Origin of the sequence: Streptococcus henryi DSM 19005 (assembly GCF_000376985.1) — a bacterium.
GTDB classification, from domain to species: Bacteria; Bacillota; Bacilli; order Lactobacillales; family Streptococcaceae; genus Streptococcus; species Streptococcus henryi.
Genome location: NZ_AQYA01000028.1, coordinates 50993 through 73552, shown reverse-complemented (window position 1 = coordinate 73552; position 22560 = coordinate 50993). Strand labels below are relative to the sequence as shown.

General features: G+C 35.4%; 21 protein-coding genes. 6 read left to right on the top strand and 15 right to left on the bottom strand.

Going from position 1 to position 22560, the window contains the following annotated elements:
• Nucleotides 1-74: 74 nt before the first annotated feature.
• From F601_RS0103870 to F601_RS0103855, 4 genes are all read right to left on the bottom strand, one after another.
• The gene (locus F601_RS0103870; protein ID WP_018164358.1) at nucleotides 75-1082 is read right to left on the bottom strand and encodes a bifunctional glycosyltransferase family 2/GtrA family protein; all 1008 of its coding nucleotides are present in this window, start codon (nucleotides 1080-1082) and stop codon (nucleotides 75-77) included.
• A 74-nt stretch (nucleotides 1083-1156) separates the two neighbouring features.
• Complete coding sequence (locus F601_RS0103865; protein WP_018164357.1) at nucleotides 1157-2416, bottom strand: carbohydrate-binding domain-containing protein; 1260 nt, start codon at nucleotides 2414-2416, stop codon at nucleotides 1157-1159.
• A 115-nt stretch (nucleotides 2417-2531) separates the two neighbouring features.
• Nucleotides 2532-2858 carry a hypothetical protein gene (locus F601_RS0103860; protein ID WP_018164356.1) on the bottom strand — a complete coding sequence of 109 codons (327 nt, stop codon included), beginning with the start codon at nucleotides 2856-2858 and terminating at the stop codon, nucleotides 2532-2534.
• Nucleotides 2859-2898: 40 nt separating this feature from the next.
• Complete coding sequence (locus tag F601_RS0103855; protein ID WP_018164355.1) at nucleotides 2899-3810, bottom strand: phosphodiester glycosidase family protein; 912 nt, start codon at nucleotides 3808-3810, stop codon at nucleotides 2899-2901.
• 192 nt (nucleotides 3811-4002) lie between these two features.
• Between F601_RS0103855 and F601_RS0103850 the strand changes: the two genes are divergently transcribed.
• Together F601_RS0103850 and F601_RS0103845 are read left to right on the top strand one after the other, a co-directional pair.
• A complete protein-coding gene (locus F601_RS0103850) occupies nucleotides 4003-4764 on the top strand; it encodes a polyphosphate polymerase domain-containing protein (protein WP_018164354.1) in 762 nt (253 codons plus the stop codon).
• Nucleotide 4765: 1 nt separating this feature from the next.
• Nucleotides 4766-5446, top strand: a complete 681-nt coding sequence (locus F601_RS0103845) for a DUF4956 domain-containing protein (protein ID WP_018164353.1) — start codon at nucleotides 4766-4768, stop codon at nucleotides 5444-5446.
• Between the two features lie 60 nt (nucleotides 5447-5506).
• Here F601_RS0103845 and F601_RS12285 read toward each other — a convergent pair whose 3' ends face one another.
• Together F601_RS12285 and F601_RS12645 are read right to left on the bottom strand one after the other, a co-directional pair.
• On the bottom strand, nucleotides 5507-5980 hold the full coding sequence (locus F601_RS12285; protein ID WP_248678583.1) for a C39 family peptidase: 474 nt from the start codon (nucleotides 5978-5980) through the stop codon (nucleotides 5507-5509).
• 62 nt (nucleotides 5981-6042) lie between these two features.
• On the bottom strand, nucleotides 6043-6318 hold the full coding sequence (locus F601_RS12645) for a hypothetical protein (protein WP_018164351.1): 276 nt from the start codon (nucleotides 6316-6318) through the stop codon (nucleotides 6043-6045).
• A 99-nt stretch (nucleotides 6319-6417) separates the two neighbouring features.
• Between F601_RS12645 and F601_RS0103835 the strand changes: the two genes are divergently transcribed.
• From F601_RS0103835 to F601_RS0103820, 4 genes are all read left to right on the top strand, one after another.
• Entirely contained in the window at nucleotides 6418-7104 is a 687-nt protein-coding gene (locus F601_RS0103835; protein WP_018164350.1) for a phosphopantothenate--cysteine ligase, read from the top strand.
• Nucleotides 7097-7636: a phosphopantothenoylcysteine decarboxylase gene (coaC, locus tag F601_RS0103830; RefSeq protein WP_018164349.1), complete on the top strand. Its 540-nt coding sequence runs from the start codon at nucleotides 7097-7099 to the stop codon at nucleotides 7634-7636. The genes F601_RS0103835 and coaC overlap by 8 nt, the downstream gene beginning before the upstream one ends.
• Before the next feature lie 105 nt (nucleotides 7637-7741).
• A complete protein-coding gene (locus tag F601_RS0103825) occupies nucleotides 7742-8311 on the top strand; it encodes an ECF transporter S component (RefSeq protein WP_018164348.1) in 570 nt (189 codons plus the stop codon).
• 143 nt (nucleotides 8312-8454) lie between these two features.
• The gene (locus tag F601_RS0103820) at nucleotides 8455-10173 is read left to right on the top strand and encodes a phospho-sugar mutase (protein WP_018164347.1); all 1719 of its coding nucleotides are present in this window, start codon (nucleotides 8455-8457) and stop codon (nucleotides 10171-10173) included.
• A 459-nt stretch (nucleotides 10174-10632) separates the two neighbouring features.
• Here F601_RS0103820 and galE read toward each other — a convergent pair whose 3' ends face one another.
• The 9 genes from galE to F601_RS0103775 are packed head-to-tail and all read right to left on the bottom strand — an operon-like array spanning nucleotide 10633 to nucleotide 22550.
• Nucleotides 10633-11646: a UDP-glucose 4-epimerase GalE gene (galE, locus tag F601_RS0103815; protein ID WP_018164346.1), complete on the bottom strand. Its 1014-nt coding sequence runs from the start codon at nucleotides 11644-11646 to the stop codon at nucleotides 10633-10635.
• Between the two features lie 26 nt (nucleotides 11647-11672).
• On the bottom strand, nucleotides 11673-12338 hold the full coding sequence (locus tag F601_RS0103810) for a DUF4956 domain-containing protein (RefSeq protein WP_018164345.1): 666 nt from the start codon (nucleotides 12336-12338) through the stop codon (nucleotides 11673-11675).
• 12 nt (nucleotides 12339-12350) lie between these two features.
• Nucleotides 12351-13079 (bottom strand): polyphosphate polymerase domain-containing protein, encoded by a 729-nt coding sequence (locus F601_RS0103805; protein ID WP_018164344.1) that lies wholly within the window; start codon nucleotides 13077-13079, stop codon nucleotides 12351-12353.
• Nucleotides 13066-14844: a CotH kinase family protein gene (locus F601_RS0103800; protein ID WP_018164343.1), complete on the bottom strand. Its 1779-nt coding sequence runs from the start codon at nucleotides 14842-14844 to the stop codon at nucleotides 13066-13068. The genes F601_RS0103805 and F601_RS0103800 overlap by 14 nt, the downstream gene beginning before the upstream one ends.
• Entirely contained in the window at nucleotides 14834-16315 is a 1482-nt protein-coding gene (gene pelG, locus F601_RS0103795; protein WP_018164342.1) for an exopolysaccharide Pel transporter PelG, read from the bottom strand. The genes F601_RS0103800 and pelG overlap by 11 nt, the downstream gene beginning before the upstream one ends.
• Nucleotides 16315-17715 carry a GT4 family glycosyltransferase PelF gene (gene pelF / locus F601_RS0103790; protein WP_018164341.1) on the bottom strand — a complete coding sequence of 467 codons (1401 nt, stop codon included), beginning with the start codon at nucleotides 17713-17715 and terminating at the stop codon, nucleotides 16315-16317. Before pelF ends, pelG begins: the two co-directional genes overlap by 1 nt.
• 19 nt (nucleotides 17716-17734) lie before the next feature.
• Nucleotides 17735-19561, bottom strand: a complete 1827-nt coding sequence (locus tag F601_RS0103785) for a DUF2194 domain-containing protein (RefSeq protein WP_018164340.1) — start codon at nucleotides 19559-19561, stop codon at nucleotides 17735-17737.
• Nucleotides 19554-20477, bottom strand: coding sequence for a hypothetical protein (locus F601_RS0103780; RefSeq protein WP_018164339.1), 924 nt, complete (start codon nucleotides 20475-20477; stop codon nucleotides 19554-19556). The genes F601_RS0103785 and F601_RS0103780 overlap by 8 nt, the downstream gene beginning before the upstream one ends.
• A 12-nt stretch (nucleotides 20478-20489) precedes the next feature.
• Nucleotides 20490-22550 (bottom strand): hypothetical protein, encoded by a 2061-nt coding sequence (locus tag F601_RS0103775; protein WP_018164338.1) that lies wholly within the window; start codon nucleotides 22548-22550, stop codon nucleotides 20490-20492.
• Nucleotides 22551-22560 lie beyond the last annotated feature (10 nt).

Sequence of the window (22560 nt, the reverse complement as noted above, 5' to 3'; positions counted from 1 at the left end):
TAAATATCAATGTTCGTGTTTTGGTTGGTTGTTAACATAGAAATGCCCAACCTGTTTCAAGTTGGGCATAACATTTAAATAAATACATATTGTCTTTGAACACGATAACTGAGAATAAAAAGAATGGTTTCAGTTAAAAGTTTGGCAATCACCAACCCAATACCTAGTCCAACTAGAGCCTTAAGCATGAAATAATTACATGATAAGATTACTGCTACTAAAGCAAAATACCGAACAATAGTCTTCATAAGTGGATTAGATGACCGGAAAACATAATTAGCATTAAGCAGACATTGGCAGCTAGCACTTATTAGCCTTGCTGCCACAACAGACAAGAGAAGATTATTTGTCATTGCCATCAATAAAAAGAGAGCTAGTGCGTCAATCAGAGCCGATAAGATGGCCGTTCCTGAAAACTTGAAGAAGGGACTGTAAATGCGAATGGAATCCCTGATTGGACGAAAATGAGAACTCTTATTGTCCTCAAGATAAACTGTCTCAATAGCAACTTCTGCCAAATCGTAGCCAGCTTTATTAGCCTCGAGAAGCATGTTGAATTCATACTCAAATCGATCACCGTTAAGCGTTAATAGCCACGGCAACATTTCCGTACTCAGTCCTCTTAAACCAGTCTGAGTATCTTTGATTTTCTTTCCTGTTACTAGGCCAAATAGCAGAGCTGTCACTTCATTACCGATTCGACTTCTCAAAGGAACATCACCTGCAAAAGTTCTGACACCTAGGACAATAGCTTTGCTATTATCCTGAGACTGTCTAGCAACCTTAATCATATCAGGAATCAAATGCTGTCCATCGCTATCAATGGTAATCATAACATCGTCATTTTGGTAATTGTCAGCTATGTAGTTAAAAGCGGTTTTGAGAGCCGCACCTTTACCACGATTCTTATCATGGGTCAGAAGGACAGCATCTAAATTTTCAACTGTTTCAAAGTATTTGGCATAGGCTTGGCCACTTCCATCATCAACGACAATGATGGTATCTGACATCTGCTGTCGGATATCAGATACTAAATCAACAAGTCGTCTGTCAGGTTCGTAAGAGGGGATAATAATATACATAGGTTACTTCCTTTCGATTGTGCTTTTTGGGATATCTCAAAAACTTCTTTTCCAGGAATTTCTTACCTAATGTTTTAGAAGCGATTTCCTTGCGGTCCTCCGCCTCCCATACCTCCAGGGCCAGTTTGAGTGAGTTCGGTGACAGTTTCACCGTTAACAGTCAGCGTACCACCTGTGTATGTACCTGTACCATCATAGTCAAAGGCTGATTGTCCAGTAATGGTAATATTTCCTCCAGTGATGGTCAAATCACCATTGGAATCGATGGCGTCAGTATCTCCCTCTGCCATATCAATTGTGATATCACCACCATTAATAGTAACGGATACGCCTTCTTGCATCTGCATGTCACCTGCAGTCGATGCCCAGTCACTACCATTGATACCGTCGTCAGAAGAAACAATCTTGATTGTCCCATCATTGATCGTAACTGTCTTACCTTCAATACCCTCAACACAAGATTGGATATCAATCGTTCCATTGTCAATTGTTAGGGTATTTGAAGCATGGATAGCATCATCTCCTGCATTGATGACAAAGTTGCCTGATTGAATGTAAATATTACCAAGTTCGGTATCCTCATCATTATCTGAGTGAATAGCATCTTCTGCAGCTGTCAAAGTCATGTCAGAATTAACAATATTCAAAGCATCATTGGCAGAAATAGCGTGTTTAACTGTCGAAGTAATATTGTAAGTTCCTCCTGTGAACTTAACATCATCACTTCCTTTGATGGCATTATTGTAGTTTCCTGTGACCGTCAAAGATCCTGAACCATTAAAGGTTAAATCGCTTTTACTGTAAATTGCTGCGCTGTAATCATCATTGGTATGCTCAGAATCTTCAATTGTATTGCTGCTTCCAGCAGCGCTTGTAATGACAACCTTATCTGCTTCTTTAACTGCAATAAGAGCATCTGAACCTGTCATAGTGACACCATTAAGAACAATTTGTACCTTGTCTGAATCTGCCGCATCAACCAAGATTTGCACTCCGTCACTTTCACCAGAAATGATATAAGTACCTGCTGCTGAAATGGTTACGGTTGATCCAGATACAGCTACTCCATCACCTGACACTTTAGCTGACGAGCCTGATAAGCTAACAGTTGAAGCTGTGGCTTCATCGTAAGTGTCTGTTAGGTCAGTATCGGTAAAGTAATCCGAATTTGCTGTTGAGGTTGCCTCTACACTTGAACTTGATACTGAAGAACTAGTTGTTGTCGAAGAACTACTGCTTGTGCTACCACTTGAGCCTGATGAACATGCCGTCAACAGGATTAGACTAGCCGCACATGTGCTATAGAGCACTTTTCGTTTTAAATTGATTTTCATATAATTTTCTCGCTTTCGATGTTAATAATATAGAATTATAGATAGTTTAACTGAAAAATTCCTAAAGAATAACTGAAATATTTCTTAAACTTGCTCTGCTATTGAACAAACCAAATCACTTAGCCTTTTGGGGAAGCATTCCACTTAGTAAACTTAGTAATAAGAAGCCAATTGCGACAACCCAATAGGGATTGTCATAAGTGGTTGTTCGGCCAGAGACTTCAATAATCCCTTTTATTAAACAGGCACTGGTAGCGATAGCTAAACTTGAATTGAAGAATAACCAGGAGATTCGATTTCTAATCCATGTTTTATTAAATCCAGAAAGGAAACTTAGTCCAGCACCTAATAAAGGAATAAGGAACATAGCACGCATATAATCCGAGGATTCTCCGTAACTAAAGCGTTCGTAGACAATGGTAAAGACGATAGAAAATACCATTAAGCAAAAATAGGTTAGGCTTGATTTTCCTAATGTTTTTTTAGTAACCGATGTAAACAATATCGCTCACCGCTCTTTCTTTGATTGTATTTCCATTTGTGGTAGGTTTGTTAATGACTTGGCCATTAAAGTACATGGTTGATGAGCCACCGCCATCAAGGTTGTAGGCTGTTGTCACCCCATTAGATTGCATCAGCTCTGCCATTTGATAGAGCGTTAACCCTTCAGACTCGCTAGAGCGACCATCTGAAACGATGACAATATAATGAAGACTGCCATCATCTTCTTCAATGATACCAATAGCTGTTCGAGGGTTAGAAGACATGGCTTGGCCAACTTCTTCAGATGAGGAGACGGCGATTTGACCATCTGAGACCAGTGTCGGACCGAAAGCAAAGGTATTGACAACACCGCTGTCTAACAACTCTTGAGTTGTCACATCAGATTCATTAAAAGTAGCTAAGCTGCCGTCTGCATAAATAGCCAAGTCATCGTAATCACTATTACGTGAAGACTCACGATAGATGACACCGTTTTTGATAACGTAACCTGTTGAATTGGCTCCGTAGTAGTCACCATTAATAGCAAATATAGCATTATTGGCAACTGCTTGACTGGAAGTTGTTTGGGTAATGTTAGTGCCAAAAGTGTTCTGAGCTAGAGCTGTTTTAAGATAAGAAGCATCACTTAGCTTGATATCCGCAACATAGTAGGTAGTATCGCTGGTCTGTCCACTCGTGATTGAGATTGAAATGTTGTCATCTTGATAAGAATTATCAGTACTTGTTACTTGGCCTGAATCTGAGGATGCCACAGTCTGTGACGTTTGACTACTTATAACTTGAGCTTGGGCCGAGGGTAGGACAAATGTTTTTAAAAGCGTGTAGGTGTTTGCACCTAATAAGGCAGTAGAAAATAGTATGGTATAAGCATGCCTCTTTAGAAATGTCATTAAAACACTCCTTTCAATATGGAATTACCAACAATCATAGCTTGTTAGGCTGAAATATTACTGAAAGTTTTCTTGAGTGAAACTTAAAGATTCCTTACAGAAAACTTAAAGGAAAACTTAGCTCTGCTATTTTAAAAAAACTTTTAGATTTCTCCTTTATAGTTATGGTCACTAACTTTTAAGGAGAAAACCATGACTGATAACATTCAAACCCGTTTTAAACGTGTAGAAACTAAGTATATTGTAAGAGCTGACCAATATGAGGCACTTTTAGAGGATTTAAAGGTCTATCTAAAAGAAGACGATTACCCTACTTCTACCATTTCTAATATTTATTTTGATACGCCAGACTTTGATGTCATCAAAGATGCACTAGCTAAAAAGAATATGCGTGAAAAGATTAGAATGCGTAGCTATTTTGCTAATCCAAGTGAAGATTGTCAAGCCTTCTTGGAAGTTAAGCAGAAAGATCAAGAAGGTGTTGGACATAAGTTTCGCCTAGTCTCTAACCCTAAGTCTATCAACCTTTTGCTTTGTCAGGGATATAGTGATGAATCTATCTCAGACCCAAATTTACTTGCAGAGATTCACGCGCTTCGAGACCGCTACCCAGGTCTTGCTCCTCGTGTCTACATTTACTATGACCGATATTCACTTAAACAAAAAAAGAAAATTGGAGACAAGGTACGAGTAACTTTTGATAAAAATCTTCGTTATCGAGACACAGACGTTTCTTTATCTTCTGGCACTGAAGGGAACCCCTTGCTTGAGCCAAACCAAATGGTTATGGAAATCAAAGCAAGTGCGGACAAGCCTGAATGGCTAAAGGAAATTCTAGCTAAGCATGGCTTACGCAAAATGAAGTTTTCTAAATACTCTTGTGCCTTCCACAAATCACAAGGTTTAGATTATCAACCACGACCGAGACTCAAAAAAGAAAGCGTAGGTGCCTAATATGACCATTTTCGACAGCATTTTTCAAACAAACACCAGCTCAGTCAATCCACTCCTACTCTTCCTGGCCCTAGCCGTTAGCCTTGTCCTAGGATTTGCATTGGCCTTTGTCTATAAATTCCGCACCCTCTACACCAGAGAATTTATCATCACACTGACCCTGCTTCCTAGTCTCATGACGCTGGTTATCTTTTTAGTCAACGGCAGTCTTGGCACAAGTATTGCGGTAGCTGGGACTTTCTCCCTTATCCGTTTCCGTTCAGCTACCAGCGGTTCACGTGAATTATTAGCCATCTTCCTTTCAATGATTATCGGTCTAGCTGCAGGAACTGGCTATCTGATTCTAGCTATCATTTCGACCACCCTTATTTTATCTATTTGGTTTCTTTTGGAAAAAGGGCAGAGCAAAGTCCAGACTCAAACTCGTCGTCATTTGACGGTGACAGCAAGCAAAGTTCCTCAACTCGAAAATCGGATCCAAGCTGCGCTTGAAAAGTTTTGTTCGACTTATGAACTGATTTCAGTCAAAAGTGGTAAAAAGGGAGCGGAACTCAAACTGTCCTATGAAATTGAATTGTTATCTCCTACAGACGATTTCAAGCTTAGTAATTATTTGATTGATAATCTCCAAGAAATGGATTTCAAACTGACCACCCAAGCTAAAAAACGTAAAAATCTATAAAATTAATCCCCAGCTCAAATTGAACTGGGGATTTTTCTGATAGTCATATCAATGTTTAAATTACCAAGCATAGTTAGGTTCAACACACACAGATATTGCCTCAAGTAATTCTTCAACGGTTATTTTCTTTAACCCTCCATAGACTGGATCCTGACTAATATAAGAAGGATCCAGATAGTAGACATAAGCAATATCTTTCCCATCATCTGTTAACTGATAGCCAATTCCCAAAACATTGTGCTCACCATTTTTACTTGGTTCTATTTTTGAAACTTCGATGGTGTAGTAAAGTGGATAGTTATCTTTTATATTCTGTTTAAGTCTTTCTTTAAAGATTTCTTTATCGCTTTCGATATTTGTAACAGTTTCAAGACGATATCCTGCTTGATTGCTTTCTGGAAAGTCATATCCAAAGAGATGTCTGTTAAGAACTCGGATGGCATTTACATTGTGAGTGCCAAATGTATCATCGGTCTCCATCTCAAGTGCTAAGGTTTCCTGGATTACTTCTATTCCTTTATATGATAGTAGCATACTGACGGTTGTCGGAGCACACGTGTTCCAAGCTCGCTGGACTTGAGGATTTACGTCAAGTCTTACAATCTGATTACTAGTATTAGAGTTTGAAGATTTTTTTCTAAAAATGATTGGGCTGACTCGCTATCATTATTTGATGTCGATTCTTCACTATCCGATGAGGCCTCTTGACTCTGTTCCGAGATATCAATTTCTTCTTGGGTTGTTATCGAACTTTGATTGCTTTGAGTCGAGATGGCATTGCTCTGCTTTTGATTTATGAAAAAAATTGCAAGAATAATCAGGCACAAGATAGCTAAAATAATACCAATAGAATGTTTAACTCTGTTAGACAAATCGTACCCCTCCTTTATCTAGCTATATTATAACAGTTTCAAGCTTTGGAAGGAGTTTTCAAGGTTGCTTTCAATAGGGTTTTTGTGTAAAATAAGCCTATGAAAATTTTGATTACTTCTGGTGGCACGACAGAGAGTATTGATACTGTACGTGGTATCACCAATCATTCAACAGGAACTTTAGGAAAATATATCTCAGAAAAATTCTTAGCTCAAGGTCATCAAGTTTCTTTAGTAACGACTAAATCTGCTGTCAAACCTCAAGAACATGACAATCTCGACATTTATGTTATTAGTAATGTTGATAGTTTGATTAAAACAATTGAGCCTCTTGTCAAGTCTCATGATGTTCTTATTCATAGCATGGCAGTGTCAGATTACACGCCTGTTTATATGACTGATCTTGATGAGGTGAAACAAAGCAAAGATATAGCTCAGCTATTGACCAAGGAAAATAAGGAAACTAAGATTTCATCTAGATCGGATTACCAGGTGCTTTTCTTGAAGAAAACGCCTAAGGTCATCAGTCTAGTCAAGAATTGGAATCCGAACATTCAGCTGATTGGATTCAAACTTCTAGTTGGTGTTAGTAAGGATGAGCTCTTTGCTGTTGCGCGTGAGAGTTTGGTAAATAATCAAGCACGTTATATTTTGGCTAATGACCTTTCTGAGATTACTCCTAATCAACACCATGCCTATCTGCTTGATTCTGAAAATGCATATGAAGCTTGGACTAAGGCAGATATTGCACAGCTTATTTTTGAAAAGGTAACACACGATGACTAAGACAATCTTATTAGCAGTTTCTGGTTCGATTTCTGCATATAAAGCAGCTGATTTGACCAATCAACTCAGTAAATTTGGCTATGACGTACACGTTCTAATGACAGAGGCGGCAACAGACTTTATCACACCTTTGACTCTCCAAGTTTTATCCAAAAATCCTGTTCACTTAGATGTTATGAAAGAGCAAGATTCTAAGATTATTAACCATATTGAACTGGCTAAACAAGCTGATCTTTTTATTCTTGCTCCAGCATCTGCTAACACAATTGCCCATTTGGCACATGGATTTGCTGATAATATGGTCACTGCTACTGCACTTGCTCTTCCTTTGGCAACCCCAAAACTCTTTGCACCAGCCATGAATACCAAGATGTATGATAATCCTTTAACTCAACGTAATATTGAAACATTGAAGGAAATCGGATATCGAGAGATTGAACCTCGATCAAGCCTATTAGCTTGTGGTGATATTGGACGCGGCGCCCTAGCCGATTTAGATACAATTTTAGAAGTTGTTCAATCAATATTATAATATTTTGTAAGAGCAAACATTGATTAGCTCTTGTCAAGACAGGTGTAACCATGTATAATGTAAGCACTTGATAAATGAGCTAGCGCTCAAAAATAGGAGACATTTATGAAAAATAGAAAATCTTCCGATGTTGCTACAATTGCAATCTTTTTCGCTGTCATGCTTGTTATTCACTTTTTGACAAGCCTTGTTTTTAATTTATGGCCAGTACCAATAAAACCAACACTTGTTCATTTACCAGTTATTGTGGCTTCTATCGTCTATGGTCCGCGTATCGGTGCTACTTTGGGTGGTTTAATGGGAGTTATCAGTGTTACCACAAACACAATCGTTCTACTTCCAACAAGCTACCTTTTCTCACCTTTTGTTGAAAATGGATCATTTGCATCTTTGATCGTAGCCATGCTGCCACGTATCCTTATTGGGGTTACACCGTATTTTGTTTATAAATGGATTAGTAACAAAGTTGGACTTACTATTGCAGGTGCGATTGGTTCAATGACAAATACAATTTTTGTTCTTGGTGGTATTTTTCTACTATTTTCCAATGTATACGATGGAGATATTCAAGCACTCTTAGCAGTTGTATTTTCTGCTAACGCTTTGGTTGAAATGGTTATCTCAGCAGTCATTACAGTAGCCTTAGTTCCGAATTTACTGAAAATTAAAAAATAATTTATGAAAATCACGGAAAACCCGTGATTTTTTTACTTGAAAATGTTATAATGTAAGCGGTTATAAATTAAATCAAACAGACTCTTGTGAAAGTTATCAATTTTTACAAGTTGCATTCTGTTTTTAAAAAGGAGTTGCTTTCTATGACTTATACTGAAAACTACCAAAAATGGCTAGATTTTGCAGAACTTCCAGACTACCTTCGTGAAGAATTGGTTGCCATGGATGAAAAAACTAAAGAAGATGCTTTTTATACAAACCTCGAGTTTGGTACTGCTGGTATGCGTGGCTATATTGGCGCTGGTACAAACCGCATCAATATCTATGTTGTTCGTCAGGCAACTGAAGGTTTGGCTAAATTGGTAGAATCAAAAGGTGAAGAAGCTAAAAAACGTGGTGTTGCTATCGCCTACGACACTCGTCACTTCTCTCCTGAATTTGCTTTTGAATCTGCTCAAGTGCTAGCTGCACATGGAATCAAGTCTTACGTTTTTGAGAGCCTACGTCCAACACCTGAACTATCATTTGCAGTTCGCCATTACGGAACAATCGCCGGTATTATGGTAACTGCAAGTCACAACCCTAAAGAGTTTAACGGTTACAAAGTGTATGGAGAAGATGGTGGACAAATGCCACCTGCAGATGCTTCTGCTTTGACAGACTACATCCGTGGTATTGATAATCCATTTGCTGTTGAATTAGCTGACTTGGAAGATAGCAAGGCTAACGGTCTCATTACCGTTCTTGGTGAAGAAACTGACCGCCTCTACCTTGATGAACTCAAAGCAATCAATATCAATAAAGACTTGATTGCAGAATTCGGTAAAGACATGAAGATTGTTTACACACCACTTCATGGTACTGGAGAAATGCTCGCACGTCGTGCCCTTGCTGAAGCTGGATTTGAATCCGTTCAAATTGTTGAAGCTCAAGCTACCGTTGACCCAGACTTCTCTACTGTTGCTTCACCTAACCCTGAGAGCCAAGCAGCTTTTGCTCTTGCTGAGGAATTGGGACGTAAAGTTGGAGCTGATGTACTCTTAGCAACTGACCCTGATGCTGACCGTGTTGGTGTTGAGGTTCGCCAAGCTGACGGTTCATACTGGAACCTTTCTGGTAACCAAATTGGTGCACTTATCGCTAAGTATATCCTTGAGGCACACAAACAAGCAGGAACACTTCCTGAAAATGCTGCAGTTGCTAAATCAATCGTATCAACAGAGTTGGTGACTAAGATTGCTGAAAGTTATGGCGCAACAATGTTCAATGTCTTGACTGGTTTCAAATTCATCGCTGAGAAAATTCAAGAATTTGAAGAAAAACACAACCACACTTACATGTTTGGTTTTGAAGAAAGCTTCGGCTACCTCATCAAACCATTTGTACGTGATAAAGACGCTATTCAAGCTGTCCTTATGGTTGCTGAAATTGCTGCCTACTACCGCTCTCGTGGCATGACACTGGCTGATGGTATCGATGAAATCTTCAAAGAATACGGCTACTTCGCAGAAAAAACTATTTCTGTTACACTTTCAGGTAAAGACGGTGCTGAACAAATCAAAGCAATCATGACTAAGTTCCGTGATAATGCACCTGAACAATTCAACAAGACTGACATTGCACTCTTCGAAGACTTTGCTTTGCAAAAAGCTGTTGCTCTGGATGGAACAACAACTGAATTGACAACACCACCTTCTGACGTTCTTAAATACACATTGACTGATGATAGCTGGTTTGCAGTACGCCCTTCAGGAACTGAACCAAAAATCAAATTCTACATCGCAACAGTTGGTGAAACACTTGCTGTCGCAGAAGAAAAAGTTGCAAACATCGAAGCTGAAATCAATGCATTTGTGAAATAAGCTTACTCTTTCCTACTACTTCCTCATATTGAGGAAGTAGTTTTTTATTGTTAACAAACTAGCTTGTTTTGTTAAAAGTTTCAAAAACCTTTCTCTCTCCCATATTATTGAATTCTTTTAGATTTTTTTAAAGAGGCTGGGTAAAAACTCCAGAATACAGTAAAAGGCATAGAACTTCGTTATCCAAACGTTGATTCTATGCCTTTTTAAAGTATCTATTTTTCAAAAGAAGAATATAGATTGAGTTTTTTCCAGCCTCTTTATCAATTCAACCTATTAAAGAAAACTTGAGAATATTTCAGCACTTTTACCAATTTCAATCTTCTGTTTTATAGACTTAGAGATGGCTATATTTTACTTCGATTCAGCCCTTAAAATAATTGAAGTAACTTTTCAGCTACCTCAAGAATTATTAAGTCATTTATTAGAAAAAAGATAATGATTGATTTTTTGATAAGATTATGATTGATAGCCATTGGGGTTTTTGCTTTGCCATCTCCAGGAATCTCTCATCATGTCTTGCAAAGTTTTTTCAGCGGTCCAGTCAAGCACCTCTTTAGCTTTACTCGAGTCAGCATAGCAAGTAGCGATATCACCAGCTCTTCGATCTTTGATGACAAATGGAACAGAAACATGATTTACTTCTTCGAAAGTTTTAACCAACTCTAGGACGCTATATCCATGTCCAGTTCCTAGGTTGAAAACAGCACTTCCTGTATTTTTTAGATTATTTTTAAGAGCCGCAACATGCCCTTTTGCTAAATCAACAACATGTATATAATCACGTACCCCGGTGCCGTCAGGGGTGTCGTAATCATTACCGAAAATACTCAATTCTTTTAATTTTCCTATAGCTACTTGACTAATATAGGGTACGAGGTTGTTTGGAGTACCATTTGGAGCTTCTCCAATAAGACCGCTCTCATGGGCCCCAATCGGATTAAAGTATCGCAAATTCGTAACAGACATTTCTTTATTAGCGAATGCTACGTCTGTTAGAATTTGTTCTATCATCACTTTTGTGTAACCATAAGGATTAGTCGCAGAAGTTTTTAAATTCTCAGTTAGAGGAGAAATGTTATCCATTCCATAGACTGTGGCACTGGAGCTAAAAACAATATGATTCACATGGTGATTTCTCATCACTTCAAGTAGAACTAATGTCCCTGTTAAATTGTTACTATAATATTTCAGTGGTTGTTCAACGGACTCTCCTACAGCTTTATATGCTGCAAAATGAATAACTGCTTCAATATCATTTTCGTAAAAAACATTATTCAAAAATACCTTATCTAAGATTGAACCGTTATAAAAATGAATTTTCTTTCCAGTGATTACTTTTAGACGATTTAAAACTTCTTTGGAACTATTTGAGAAATTATCTACAATTACTATATCATAGCCTGCTGAAATAAGCTCTACAGCTGTATGGCTACCAATAAATCCTGCTCCACCTGTTAATAAAATTGACATAACTTACCCCCTTACCTCTCTTTAAATTAACCGTGATATTCTCCGTTATATTGAATGAGTGTTATGTCCTCAACATCTTCAATATTATTTATTTTTTCTGTAAAACTTAAGTTTTCATCTTTACAAAAAACTTCTACAGTTAGCTCGATTAACCCTTTCCGAGCTGTTTTTGCTTTCAAAAAATATTTCATTTTACCAAAAGCTTGTAAAATTTTCTCTTCTGTTTCGTCGTGGTTAAAATGAATCACAGCAATGTAAACTTTACCAAATTGTTGATGTCTATAAAAAATATAAAACAGTACTATCATAATTATCGCTGAAATCATAGATAATAAGTACATGCCTGCACCAACTGTAATACCCGTTGTAATTGCCCAAAAAATATACAAGAGATCCATCGGATCTTTTATTGCTGTACGATATCGAACAATGGATAAGGCACCAACCATACCAAGTGATATAACGATATTAGTACTAATTGCTAAGGTTACCATACATGTTAATATTGTCATACCAACTAATGTAACTGCAAAACTACGTGAATAAACCACACCGGAAAAAAATTGGCGATAAATAAGATAGATTACAGCCCCTAATATAATTGAAATTATCATTGATAACAGAATTTTCCATAAATCCGCCCCGGTATATGAACTCACAAAAGAGTTTTTTAAAATGTCGTTAATACTCATTTTTTACCTTTCTTAATTATCGTACCAAAAGAAGTTTAAGTCTCTCTTATAGCTTGTCTTGTCATAACATAATACATATTTGGATACCGCAGTGAATTCAGTAGCATCTGATGGAATAATTTCTTTGATAATATCAGGGAAAAATTCAGTATATTTTACTTCTAAAACTAATTTTTCAGGTTCCAATACTTCAAGGGCTGGTAAATTAGCATCAAATATATCAAAGCTCCCTATTGCTGCTCGAATATTCTCATCAAAGGTAATCCGTACAGTTCCTGATTCTAACGTCCAAGGCTCACGCTCATAGTCAACAATTGTTTTTGGACGTAAAACATTAGATATACACTCAATGTAAAATTCTTGGCAAAGATGGTGTGGGCTTTTTAATAAAAAGTCATAATCTCCATCAATAATTTTGTAAAATTCTTCCCTTGTCAGCGGTGCATCTTCTTTATAAATATATGCACCATGTTTTCGTTTGCGCTCAAGTTTAATCACTTGATCAGTGTAATTATATATACGAATACGATATTTTTTTCTAATAAGTACACCTGCCTGTTTATCCTCATAAGCACTGTTCCAGTAGTCATCAAAATATAGACTTCTAATTGTATAACTCTCACTTTTTACATGCTTATCTAAGGTCATTATATTCCTTATTCGTTGACGAATGAGATGTTTATCTTTAAGTGAAATCAAGTATTTTTGTTCGTGTCGAAAAACTTCTTTAGTTTTCTTCATAGTTATCCTCACTTATGCTTTTATCGGGGTTTATATAAAATGATTTAACACCAGATATTTTTCCATCTTCACTTGTTACATAATAATCAAATGCCATTTGGGACTGTCCAGAAGTATTTGAAGCAGTAACACGGATAAAATATTGCCCTGCTTCCATCATATCTAGTTCAGTATTTGTCAATTTTAAATTATCTTGTTTGAAGATTGTAGTTGAAAAATCATAGTTTTTTGAGATCTCTACAGAGTATGTAATGTCTTCTGATTGAAAATCGTATGAATTTCCCCAACTTATTTTCAATTTTCCATTATCACTTTTTTCTTTTATGTTAATGAAGAACGGCATTGGCTTTTTAAAGCTCTCATAGTACTTTTTATAATTACTTTCAACTTCTGAAGGTAAGGCGTTCAAAACTTTTTGGTAATCAGCTGTAGAGATACCTAGATAGGTACTGTCAGGAATCTCAGAAATATAAGGTTTTACAATATTTGCTAAATCATTCGAAAGCGATGTCATGTGTTCTTTGGATAAATTATTATGATATAAATCTTCTATCGCGAGATTCAAAGCTTCTTGGAAACTTTTCGTTTTTAACGCTCGTTGGAATAATTGGTTTCCCCAATAATTGCTAATACCGGTCTCCCAATCAGCATTTCCCGAAAACCCCTTGATGGAATATTCTGTTTCAAAAAGTGATCCATCGTTATCCCATGGTATGATATACCATCTTTGAGAATTGAGTGGGCTGTATAGATACATATTTCTACTCTGGGTGTCATGATTACCCATTAGGATTTGAAAAGCCATCCAGTAAGATAAATTTTCTACATCAAAATATTGTTCCAAAACATCTTCAAAATCGATTGAAGTATCATTAACCTTCTTTATTAAATCAATAAGTTTAGTATGGTCTGTAGACCCTTTAATTTCGAGTAATTCTTCAAATTTACCCTCGTCATAACTAGGGTCGCTATTTAATTTAATAACATTATCAGAATCGATAAATTCAAAAAAGTTAACTTTATAAAGTTGTCCACTACTATCTAAATTGTGAGCTTTCATACCAGATTTATTAAGTTGTTCAACTTGAGTATACAGACCGTAGTCAACAAACTCATCCGGTTTATCTCCTGTTGTATCTTTAACATAAAGGTGGACAAACTGAGTTCGTAGGCTTAACACTTGAGGAATGTCTTGGAGTAATACATACGACATCATGTTTCGAAAACGAAGACTTTCAGTTTGGTGTTTGTTTAGATTAATTGTTTTTTGACCATACCAACTTCCCTTATTTTGTTTGATTTTTATTTTGTAATTCTTTTGTTGGTTACTACTTGAAGTCTGACCTCTAATTTGTATTGTTGCGTTTGGTGCAGTTTCCCCAAATCCCAATTCGCCAGCTTTTGGTCCCTTATCATCTCCTACCTGTAACAATCCAGAAATTTTATATCGGTCAATTCCCATCTTTTCATAATCATAAACTGATAAATTATTTACTTCAGACCAGGAATGATTTGTATTATCGCTGTCACTTCCACGTGTAACGGTTAAGTACATTGTTTGCACATCTTTATAATCATATGTATCGTAAAGAGCAGAATTATCAGTTAAATGATATGAATCATCCGAAAAAACAACCTCTGTCTCTGGGATTTTATCACTAGATTCATCTTCTTTCTCATTGGTGAAAGAACCAAAGCAATATACAAGAACAGTTGTCAAAATCAATAGTAAAATGACTAATAAAAGGCTCTTTCTATTCTTCATAGTTCACCTCCTTTGTAAAAACAAGCATTTTCTTGTTTAGAAAAATTGCAAAACGATAAAATATCCCCTTTTTTTCTGAAAAAACAATTGGCTGTCTTCCTAGAATCTGATACATTAAATTGCTAGTGATTTTTTCTAAATTTATCCAAGAAATGATAAAATATAGCATAGTTGCTATCAAAAAACCAAAACCATAAAACAAAGTATTGGTGTAAAGTGTTGCGACAGTTGCTAAGATGGATAATACAGCAAAGGTAATACTTGTCCAATAACTTCCTGTAAGGTTTCCAAAGTAATAAGTGGATAAGGCTACAATATTTGCTAGACCGTATATTGCGTAGGCAACACAAAGAATTCTAAAATATCCATTCATCGTGGTATTAAAACCTAATGGCAAGGCATTTAATATAGATGTTCCAACTGAAATTGAAAGTAAAGTGACAATCAATTGTACCCAAACAGTTTGTTTCATACCTTTTTTCAAACTTTCCGTCATGTCCCTCTCTGCCTTACGGATTTCTTGAAGTGTACATTTTCCTGTAAAACTTAGATAATAATAGCGGTAACTTTTGAAAAAATCTACTTCAATTGAAATGATAAACTGTACAGTGCTTGCTAGCATGGTTAATGATGCTAGAAAGACTGTTAAATCATAATAAGGAGCAATGTAAAATAATCCTCGAACCTGTTGTCCAATTTGACTGAACCAAATCACTACAATATGACCTAATAATCCAAGTTGAGTACATAAACCAATAATAGCCAATTTCCAATGTTTATCAAAGTATTTCAAAAAATCAAACATCTGATTATAATTTAATTTATTTGGAAATTGTTGACACAGAAGATTGGTTGCAAGAATGAGAAAACTAGCGTAACCAAATATTATTCCAGCTAATAGAGAAACAACAACTGAAATATGAATTAACAAGAAAATACTACTCATTATCAATGTAGTTAAAATTGTCGCAAAGAAAGCCTTAACAATTCCCAAATAGTCATTTATTATGGTTAAAAAATTAATAACATTCCAAGATAATAAAAACTCACAAAATAATATCCAGGCTAAAACACCATAAATAAAACCTATTCGCGATATTAGTAGAAATATTCCATATAATATTCCCCCAAGGAAGACACTGAAAAATTGGCTTCCCAAATAGCTTGTTAATATGTTGCTAAGATCTCTAGAAAATATCTTATCTGATAAATAGCGAGAAATGACAAGTGAAACAAAACCGTTAATAAAAAGAGAACCAAGTAACCCATAGGTAATGATGGCTACAATTAAGTTCCTATCTGTAATTGTTACCTTGGCCAGATTAGATAGACTATATATTGTTAGTAAGACAAGTTCCCCAAATAAAAGTGGTGCGACTGTGACAATAGAAGCGTAAGCAAATGCACGTGGTTTTGATGTCAGTTTTTTTTCTCTTACAATCTTGTTTATAGCGAAACCAATTCCAGCCATTAAGTTACCTCCAAGTATAAATCACGATATTGCTGTATCATCAGTTCATAAAGATAATATGTCTTTGCACGTTCTTGTGCAATTTCTCCCATTTTTTCTCTTAAATCACGGGAGCTACACATTTTCTCCATAGCATGTGTCAACCCAGTTCGATATGTAGGTGGTACACAATAACCTGCAACTCCTAAATGATCTCCCTTGTCACCTTCCAATAGTTCTCTACAGCAACCAACATCAGTCGTTACACAAGGTCGTCTCGCTGCCATTGACTCAATGACTGATAGTGGTTGTGCTTCAGAAATACTCGTTAAGATTGTAAAATCCAACTTCTCCATGTATTTTACAACATCAACTTGCCCTGTAAAAAATATATTTTTTATTCCAAGTTGACGGACTAATTGATGACATTCTCTATCATAGTCTTCATCGTCCACACCACCGAGAATATGTAATCGAGTATTTGGGTATTTACGTGATAATTCATAAAATACATAAATCATCGTCTTTATATCCTTTATGGGAGCAATACGGACAACAGCACCGATATCAATCCATTCATCTTCCTCTTTAAGGGGGATTGCTGCAAATCTCTCATAATGAATACCATTTGAAATCACTACACATTTCTCAATATCGCACCCAACCTCTTCCTGAATATATTTTGCTTTAGTATAGAGGCTTGTCACGCGATTTGCCCTACTATAAATTAAATTTGATAACATGTAGAAGAATTGAATCCAATCACGCTTCATTGTGGGTAACACCCAGTCTGAACGTAATATTTCTTCCTCTCTCTCTCTAGTGTAAATACCATGTTCTGTTAACAATAATGGTGCATTGTGCTGGTAACTTCCTAATGTAGCCAGCAATCCAGCGTATCCCGTTGCAATTGAATGGTAAATATCTGCTTTTGGTAGTTGTTGAGTCATTAAATAAAGAACTGTAATCAGCATTGAACGAGTTGTATGAAAAACATCAGCAAATGATTTATTTTGGTGATTTTCCTCAACTATTTCGGTTAATAGTTCTAAAAAAAGCTGGCTCTCTAAAAAATCAGCTGGGTGAACCTGACGTTTATTGAAAATATCAAATAATAGTTCCCAATCAGGTGTTTGACAAGCTAACAGAGCTTTTAACGATTGGCGCTCTGAACTATTAAATTTACCTTTCCAGTTTGAATGTACTGAAGATTGGATAGCTTCATTTAAAAAAATCTCTTTGACTTCGACCACGTTATCTGCTAATTCATATTTGAATTTTCCACGGCTTTCAGAGTTTGCACCTATTGTAACTAATACAAATTCATGTTCAGTCATTTCATTAATATAATTATGCATCCAAGAAGAGACACCGCCATTTACGTAAGGATAGCACCCTTCTAAAATTAAACAAATACGCACCGATTCTCCTTTCAAATTATTATTTCTTGGCTATAGATACTTTAGCTGAGGTCGCATGTAGAAGGTATAGATTTCCAGTTAAATGCTCCAAGCTCCCTCCAGTCACCCTCCCAGGTTTATCTTCATTAAATCTCACCATAAAATAAGCTTCGTCAACAAAATTCCCAAGACTGAAAATGTAGGAAGAATCATTTTCTTTTTTGTCAACCGTTATGCTAGAAAATCTTTGTATTGCTCCCCCCATTTGCGATTCCGTCATATTTCGTATTGAAGGTGCGGTTTTATAAAGCCAGGCCATTTGATTTGACAGTTTTTTATATAATTTAGCCCAACCTTGCTTTGCTCCTCGATCAACATCCAAAGGATCATCTGGATGAATAAAATGATGACTAACATAGTGTAAGTTTAACTCAGATACCATGGTTAGTTTTATATAATCATCAATCATAGCTCCTGAGGATACTCTAGGAGATTCAATCATTCCGTCATTAGCAACTGCAAATTCTTGATCGTAAACAAATTCTTCTGGAAAATAATTACTCGCTATTACTTTGATATTAGGAAAGTCTTTTGCTAGTACATTTCTACTTTCTTCCGACAAAACATTTGAGGGTGGGACATAGACTGAGTGTTCGCTTGTTGGGAATAGATTTTCTGTAAAATCTATTAGTTCATCAAGCGATTTCTTAATTGCTGAGTTACTTGACCAGGTTTTATAAGAGAATGTGTCACCATAACTGATATCTGATAAAACGAGCGGTTGGTGATTGTAGCCATGGTATCCAATTTCTCCTCCCATTTGTAAAAGCATATTACCAAAGTATGTAAAACGTGAACTATCCGACTGACGTTCAGTATTTCCTGATGTATCATCTTCATAGTTTTCAATAACAACACCTGTGTATTTTATGCCGTATTTATCAGCTAGAGTGACCATATTCGGCCACCAGATATTTGTATAAAAATCAGAAACAGTCATCTGATAATCACGAGTAATATATTTTGCGTCACCAGTCGGAACCGGAGATGGAAAATCATCTAGTGTAAAAGCTGCTGAATTTATTACAGGGTAGACTCCAATATTTCCCAATAATGAAAATGAAGCCGAATAAAAGCCACGCATAGCTTTGACATATATTCCAAAATTATCAACAACAACATGGCCATTTCCTAATTCATATTTCCAGACAAGAGGAACCTGCTTGTCATCCCCTGTTGTAAGGTATACATCAGCGTTGTCTTCTAGTTCAACAGCCCAAGCTGATTCAAATGGGTCATCAATTTTATAGATTCTACCAGAACCTAACATAAAATTATTTTTGATTGAGATTTCGCTAACGGTGTTATATAGATATGAAGAGTGTATGATTCCCAATTTATGTTCAATAATGGAAACTACATCATCTTTTTGTAATGTCATTGCGAACATTACATTTCCTCCAGTCTCAACCCATTCCATCATAGTTATTGCCATCTCTCCAAGTGGTTCCAAATCAGGAGTTAGCACTACAACTGTATCGAAGTTTTCGAAATCAGGTACTGACTCATTCGAAATATCTATATAAGTGGTTCCGACCTTCATATCTTCAAAAATTTGTTTAAAGTTATCAATAGCACTTTCTGAAGTTATGTTACTTGAATCATATATGACAAGATTTGATACTGTTACTTCAGAAAGAGACTCGACCTTTGTTTTTACATTGGAAGTTGATAGATAAGTATTCTCGCTATTTTTGTTTTGGTAACTTATCCCATTTCGTTCAATTAACAATGCCACCGCAAGTATTATCAGAATAAGAAAAACTGGGAGAATTGATGTAAATCTAAATGTCTTTTTTTTAAACATTTGTTGCCTCCCTATGCTGTCTCCAAAAGTTAAGTTTTACTTTATTTTTTTCAGAAAAATAGATATTATTTTGTCCTAAAAACTCCCAAAATTGTTCTAACTCAGAGCCTGACTTCTTTAAAATTATCGTATCAAGGTACAGCATCCAGATATCTTGATCATCAGGGAAAAGGTTAAATAGATTTGTTATCAAATTATCTAAAGCTTCAAAATTTTCTAAACTCTGATAGGTTCTAGCTAAAGATATCAAACGCTTTTTATCTACAGGAAAATTTTTTTCTATCATCCACTCAATTTCATGAATGTATTTTTGCTTCAATGTTTTGCCATAGTGCCCTTCTGCAATTTCACTTTTAATATAACGTTCTAAAAAGTCTGATAGATCACATCTTTTAATAAATGAATCTGGATTCTTTTTCACCTGATGCTCCAATCGGTGTAAGTTCTCGTCATATTTTGCTGATAACTCCGATAAAATTGTTGTTGCATAGTGTACTACTTCAACATCATCATTCAATCGAGCTTGATTTAACAAAGAAACAAAATTTTCTGGGGACTCAAAAATGACATCAATAATGAGTTCGCGTTTAATACTTGAGTTGTTGAGTAACAGTGCTTCTTGAAACGGAACGATATTAGTAATATCAAGTGTCACAGGCTCACTAGACTCAAAATTATCCTTTACATCTTTGTCATTTGATAACCAAGGAATAACCTCTTCAAAAGATAATTTATCTTTTTGAGACCGTGACTTTTTATCCTTTAAAAGATAAATCACAGATATTGGCCCAAGGATCGGGAAAAATAGTAACAGTAACTGATGATATACATTAAGTTGAATTTCCCATTTTGGGGCTCCAAAGTAGATAAGTGTAATAACAATAAAATGACATGCTAAAAAAATTGTAACTAACAATATTAGTCTCCTTTATGAAACCATCTGCTTAAATTCAAGTGCCTCAACAGACTCTTCGATATTAAGTTCATCTACTACTTTAAGTCCAATAATAGATAAATCATCTTCTAATGCTGTTAATGAATGATGATCACACACATTTATCAGCAAACATAAATTAGTTCCAATTTGTCCTAAACTATCGAAATGTGATAGTTTTTCCTCTATTTTTACAATCATTTGTGGCTCAATTTGCTCTAAATTCTTATTCAAAATTAAAACTCTGCCTAAGAAGTATTTTGAGGAAGCATTTTTAAGTGCAAGTATTTTATGATAAAAATCATCTTCACTCATTACATTTTGATAACTTCGATTTTCCTCTTTAAAAAGTCGTTGATAGCTTAAACTAGCTAGGCCAACCAAAGATTTTAGTATATTTTGATAATTGAGGTTTAACTTACTTGGAGCTAAGTTATCCAAGGAAATATAGTAGTGCACAGTTTCGTCGCATATTATTCCTGCAAGATACATAGGATAATCACTATTTAGGTGCTTATTTACCCAGACATTTTCACTTATTAGACGGTATTCAATGACTTCGAACTGTTCAAAATTTAACATTAAATGCCTTTCATCCTTCGATGTTGTCAAGATAAGTTCGCTTATATGATCAGGCGTTACTTTAAAAATGGCAACATCTTCTGTAGAAAAAATCTCTTTAATATTTTCAATCAAATTAATTAAAAACATTTCTATATATGGCGTTTCCAAAGATTTTAAAAAATGATAAATCTTTCCATAACTATCTTGTCGTTCTAGGATTTGATGTGCTAAGTCAACTTTTTCTGAAAGTAAATCTTCTACAAAAGATTGTTCATCGATTAATTGTTTCTCTAAATGTTCTTTTTCAGTCGTCAGGCTGAATAAATCAGACTGGTCTTTTTCCTTAACATAGCCACTAGTTAATCCGGAAACAAGATAAACGATATATGGAATCCAGTTAGTTGGTTCAAAAAATAGTGTTTGAAAATTGGTTTCTCCTCCCAGAATATTCTGAACAATCAGTCCAATTGATGCAAATAATGATGCCCAAATACCATATGAAATCCCCAAACTCATACCAGAGATTACAACAGCAAATAATCGATAATCAACTGTTTTAAAATACAACTGATTGTTTGAGTAATGTATCAATAATTCGCTAAGAAAAATCAAACCAATTAAAATAGCAAATTTTACTGAAGTTCTATCTTGTTTCGCTAACTCACGAATTTTTTCAAATAGTGTTGCTTTAGTTTCACTCAAGGAAGCATCAGGAAATTCAAAAGTCGAAATATCCTCTAGAATAGATACTTTTGGAAACCACCCATATTTATCCTTAAGATTAGAAACTTGTGAATCAAGTTCATATATTGGGGCTGTATTAGAGAATAGTGAATCATCAAATACGTGAAGCAGTTCAAAAAGTTGAGAGAATGTAATCCCAAAGTTATCTGGAATATCAATAATCTCAAAGCAGTCTTTCCAATTATCAAGTATACGACGACACAAATCAAATAAATCTTGTGCAAAAATAAAATATGCTTTTTGATTCCTATTAATGATTGAATTGCTACTTGACTTTGACAAACTATACAAGTAATCATTAAGGGAATTTAATTGATACATATACAAAGAACGCAAAATTTTTAAAGAAATATTCTTTTGAATTGAATAAGAATATACAAGGCGTTCGTAAGCATTCATTATTATGCTTCGACTGGTCTCAGTTTGAAAACGCGAATCTGGTCCAGTCACATATAAAAAATTAATGTCTTGGTTATTTGAGATTAGGTTAAATATTTTTCTTATTTGTGACAATTCATTATCTAGTTCACTTAGAAAATCGACTGAATCAGAAAAATATATAATAGTTGTAACATTATATATTAGAAGCGAACGCTTAATCTCATTATCATTATCAAAATCGATACAATGAATTTTTCTTTTATGTTTATGTGTTTTTCCTAATAATATTATTTTCTTATCAGGAAACATACTCAATAAATCATTTTCATCTAATACATTAATATTCCCTGCTATTAATACTGACATAATTCTCCTT

Coding starts and splice junctions, on each gene's coding strand:
- coaC (WP_018164349.1), top strand. CDS start 7,097: ATGACTAAGACAATCTTATTAGCAGTTTCTGGTTCGATTTCTGCATAT.
- F601_RS0103810 (WP_018164345.1), bottom strand. CDS start 12,338: ATGAGTATTAACGACATTTTAAAAAACTCTTTTGTGAGTTCATATACC.
- F601_RS0103845 (WP_018164353.1), top strand. CDS start 4,766: ATGACCATTTTCGACAGCATTTTTCAAACAAACACCAGCTCAGTCAAT.
- pelG (WP_018164342.1), bottom strand. CDS start 16,315: ATGGCTGGAATTGGTTTCGCTATAAACAAGATTGTAAGAGAAAAAAAA.
- F601_RS0103805 (WP_018164344.1), bottom strand. CDS start 13,079: ATGAAGAAAACTAAAGAAGTTTTTCGACACGAACAAAAATACTTGATT.
- F601_RS0103775 (WP_018164338.1), bottom strand. CDS start 22,550: ATGTCAGTATTAATAGCAGGGAATATTAATGTATTAGATGAAAATGAT.
- F601_RS0103870 (WP_018164358.1), bottom strand. CDS start 1,082: ATGTATATTATTATCCCCTCTTACGAACCTGACAGACGACTTGTTGAT.
- galE (WP_018164346.1), bottom strand. CDS start 11,646: ATGTCAATTTTATTAACAGGTGGAGCAGGATTTATTGGTAGCCATACA.
- F601_RS0103800 (WP_018164343.1), bottom strand. CDS start 14,844: ATGAAGAATAGAAAGAGCCTTTTATTAGTCATTTTACTATTGATTTTG.
- F601_RS0103860 (WP_018164356.1), bottom strand. CDS start 2,858: ATGGTATTTTCTATCGTCTTTACCATTGTCTACGAACGCTTTAGTTAC.
- F601_RS0103835 (WP_018164350.1), top strand. CDS start 6,418: ATGAAAATTTTGATTACTTCTGGTGGCACGACAGAGAGTATTGATACT.
- F601_RS0103850 (WP_018164354.1), top strand. CDS start 4,003: ATGACTGATAACATTCAAACCCGTTTTAAACGTGTAGAAACTAAGTAT.
- F601_RS0103855 (WP_018164355.1), bottom strand. CDS start 3,810: ATGACATTTCTAAAGAGGCATGCTTATACCATACTATTTTCTACTGCC.
- F601_RS0103825 (WP_018164348.1), top strand. CDS start 7,742: ATGAAAAATAGAAAATCTTCCGATGTTGCTACAATTGCAATCTTTTTC.
- F601_RS12285 (WP_248678583.1), bottom strand. CDS start 5,980: ATGCTACTATCATATAAAGGAATAGAAGTAATCCAGGAAACCTTAGCA.
- F601_RS0103785 (WP_018164340.1), bottom strand. CDS start 19,561: ATGTTTAAAAAAAAGACATTTAGATTTACATCAATTCTCCCAGTTTTT.
- F601_RS0103865 (WP_018164357.1), bottom strand. CDS start 2,416: ATGAAAATCAATTTAAAACGAAAAGTGCTCTATAGCACATGTGCGGCT.
- F601_RS0103820 (WP_018164347.1), top strand. CDS start 8,455: ATGACTTATACTGAAAACTACCAAAAATGGCTAGATTTTGCAGAACTT.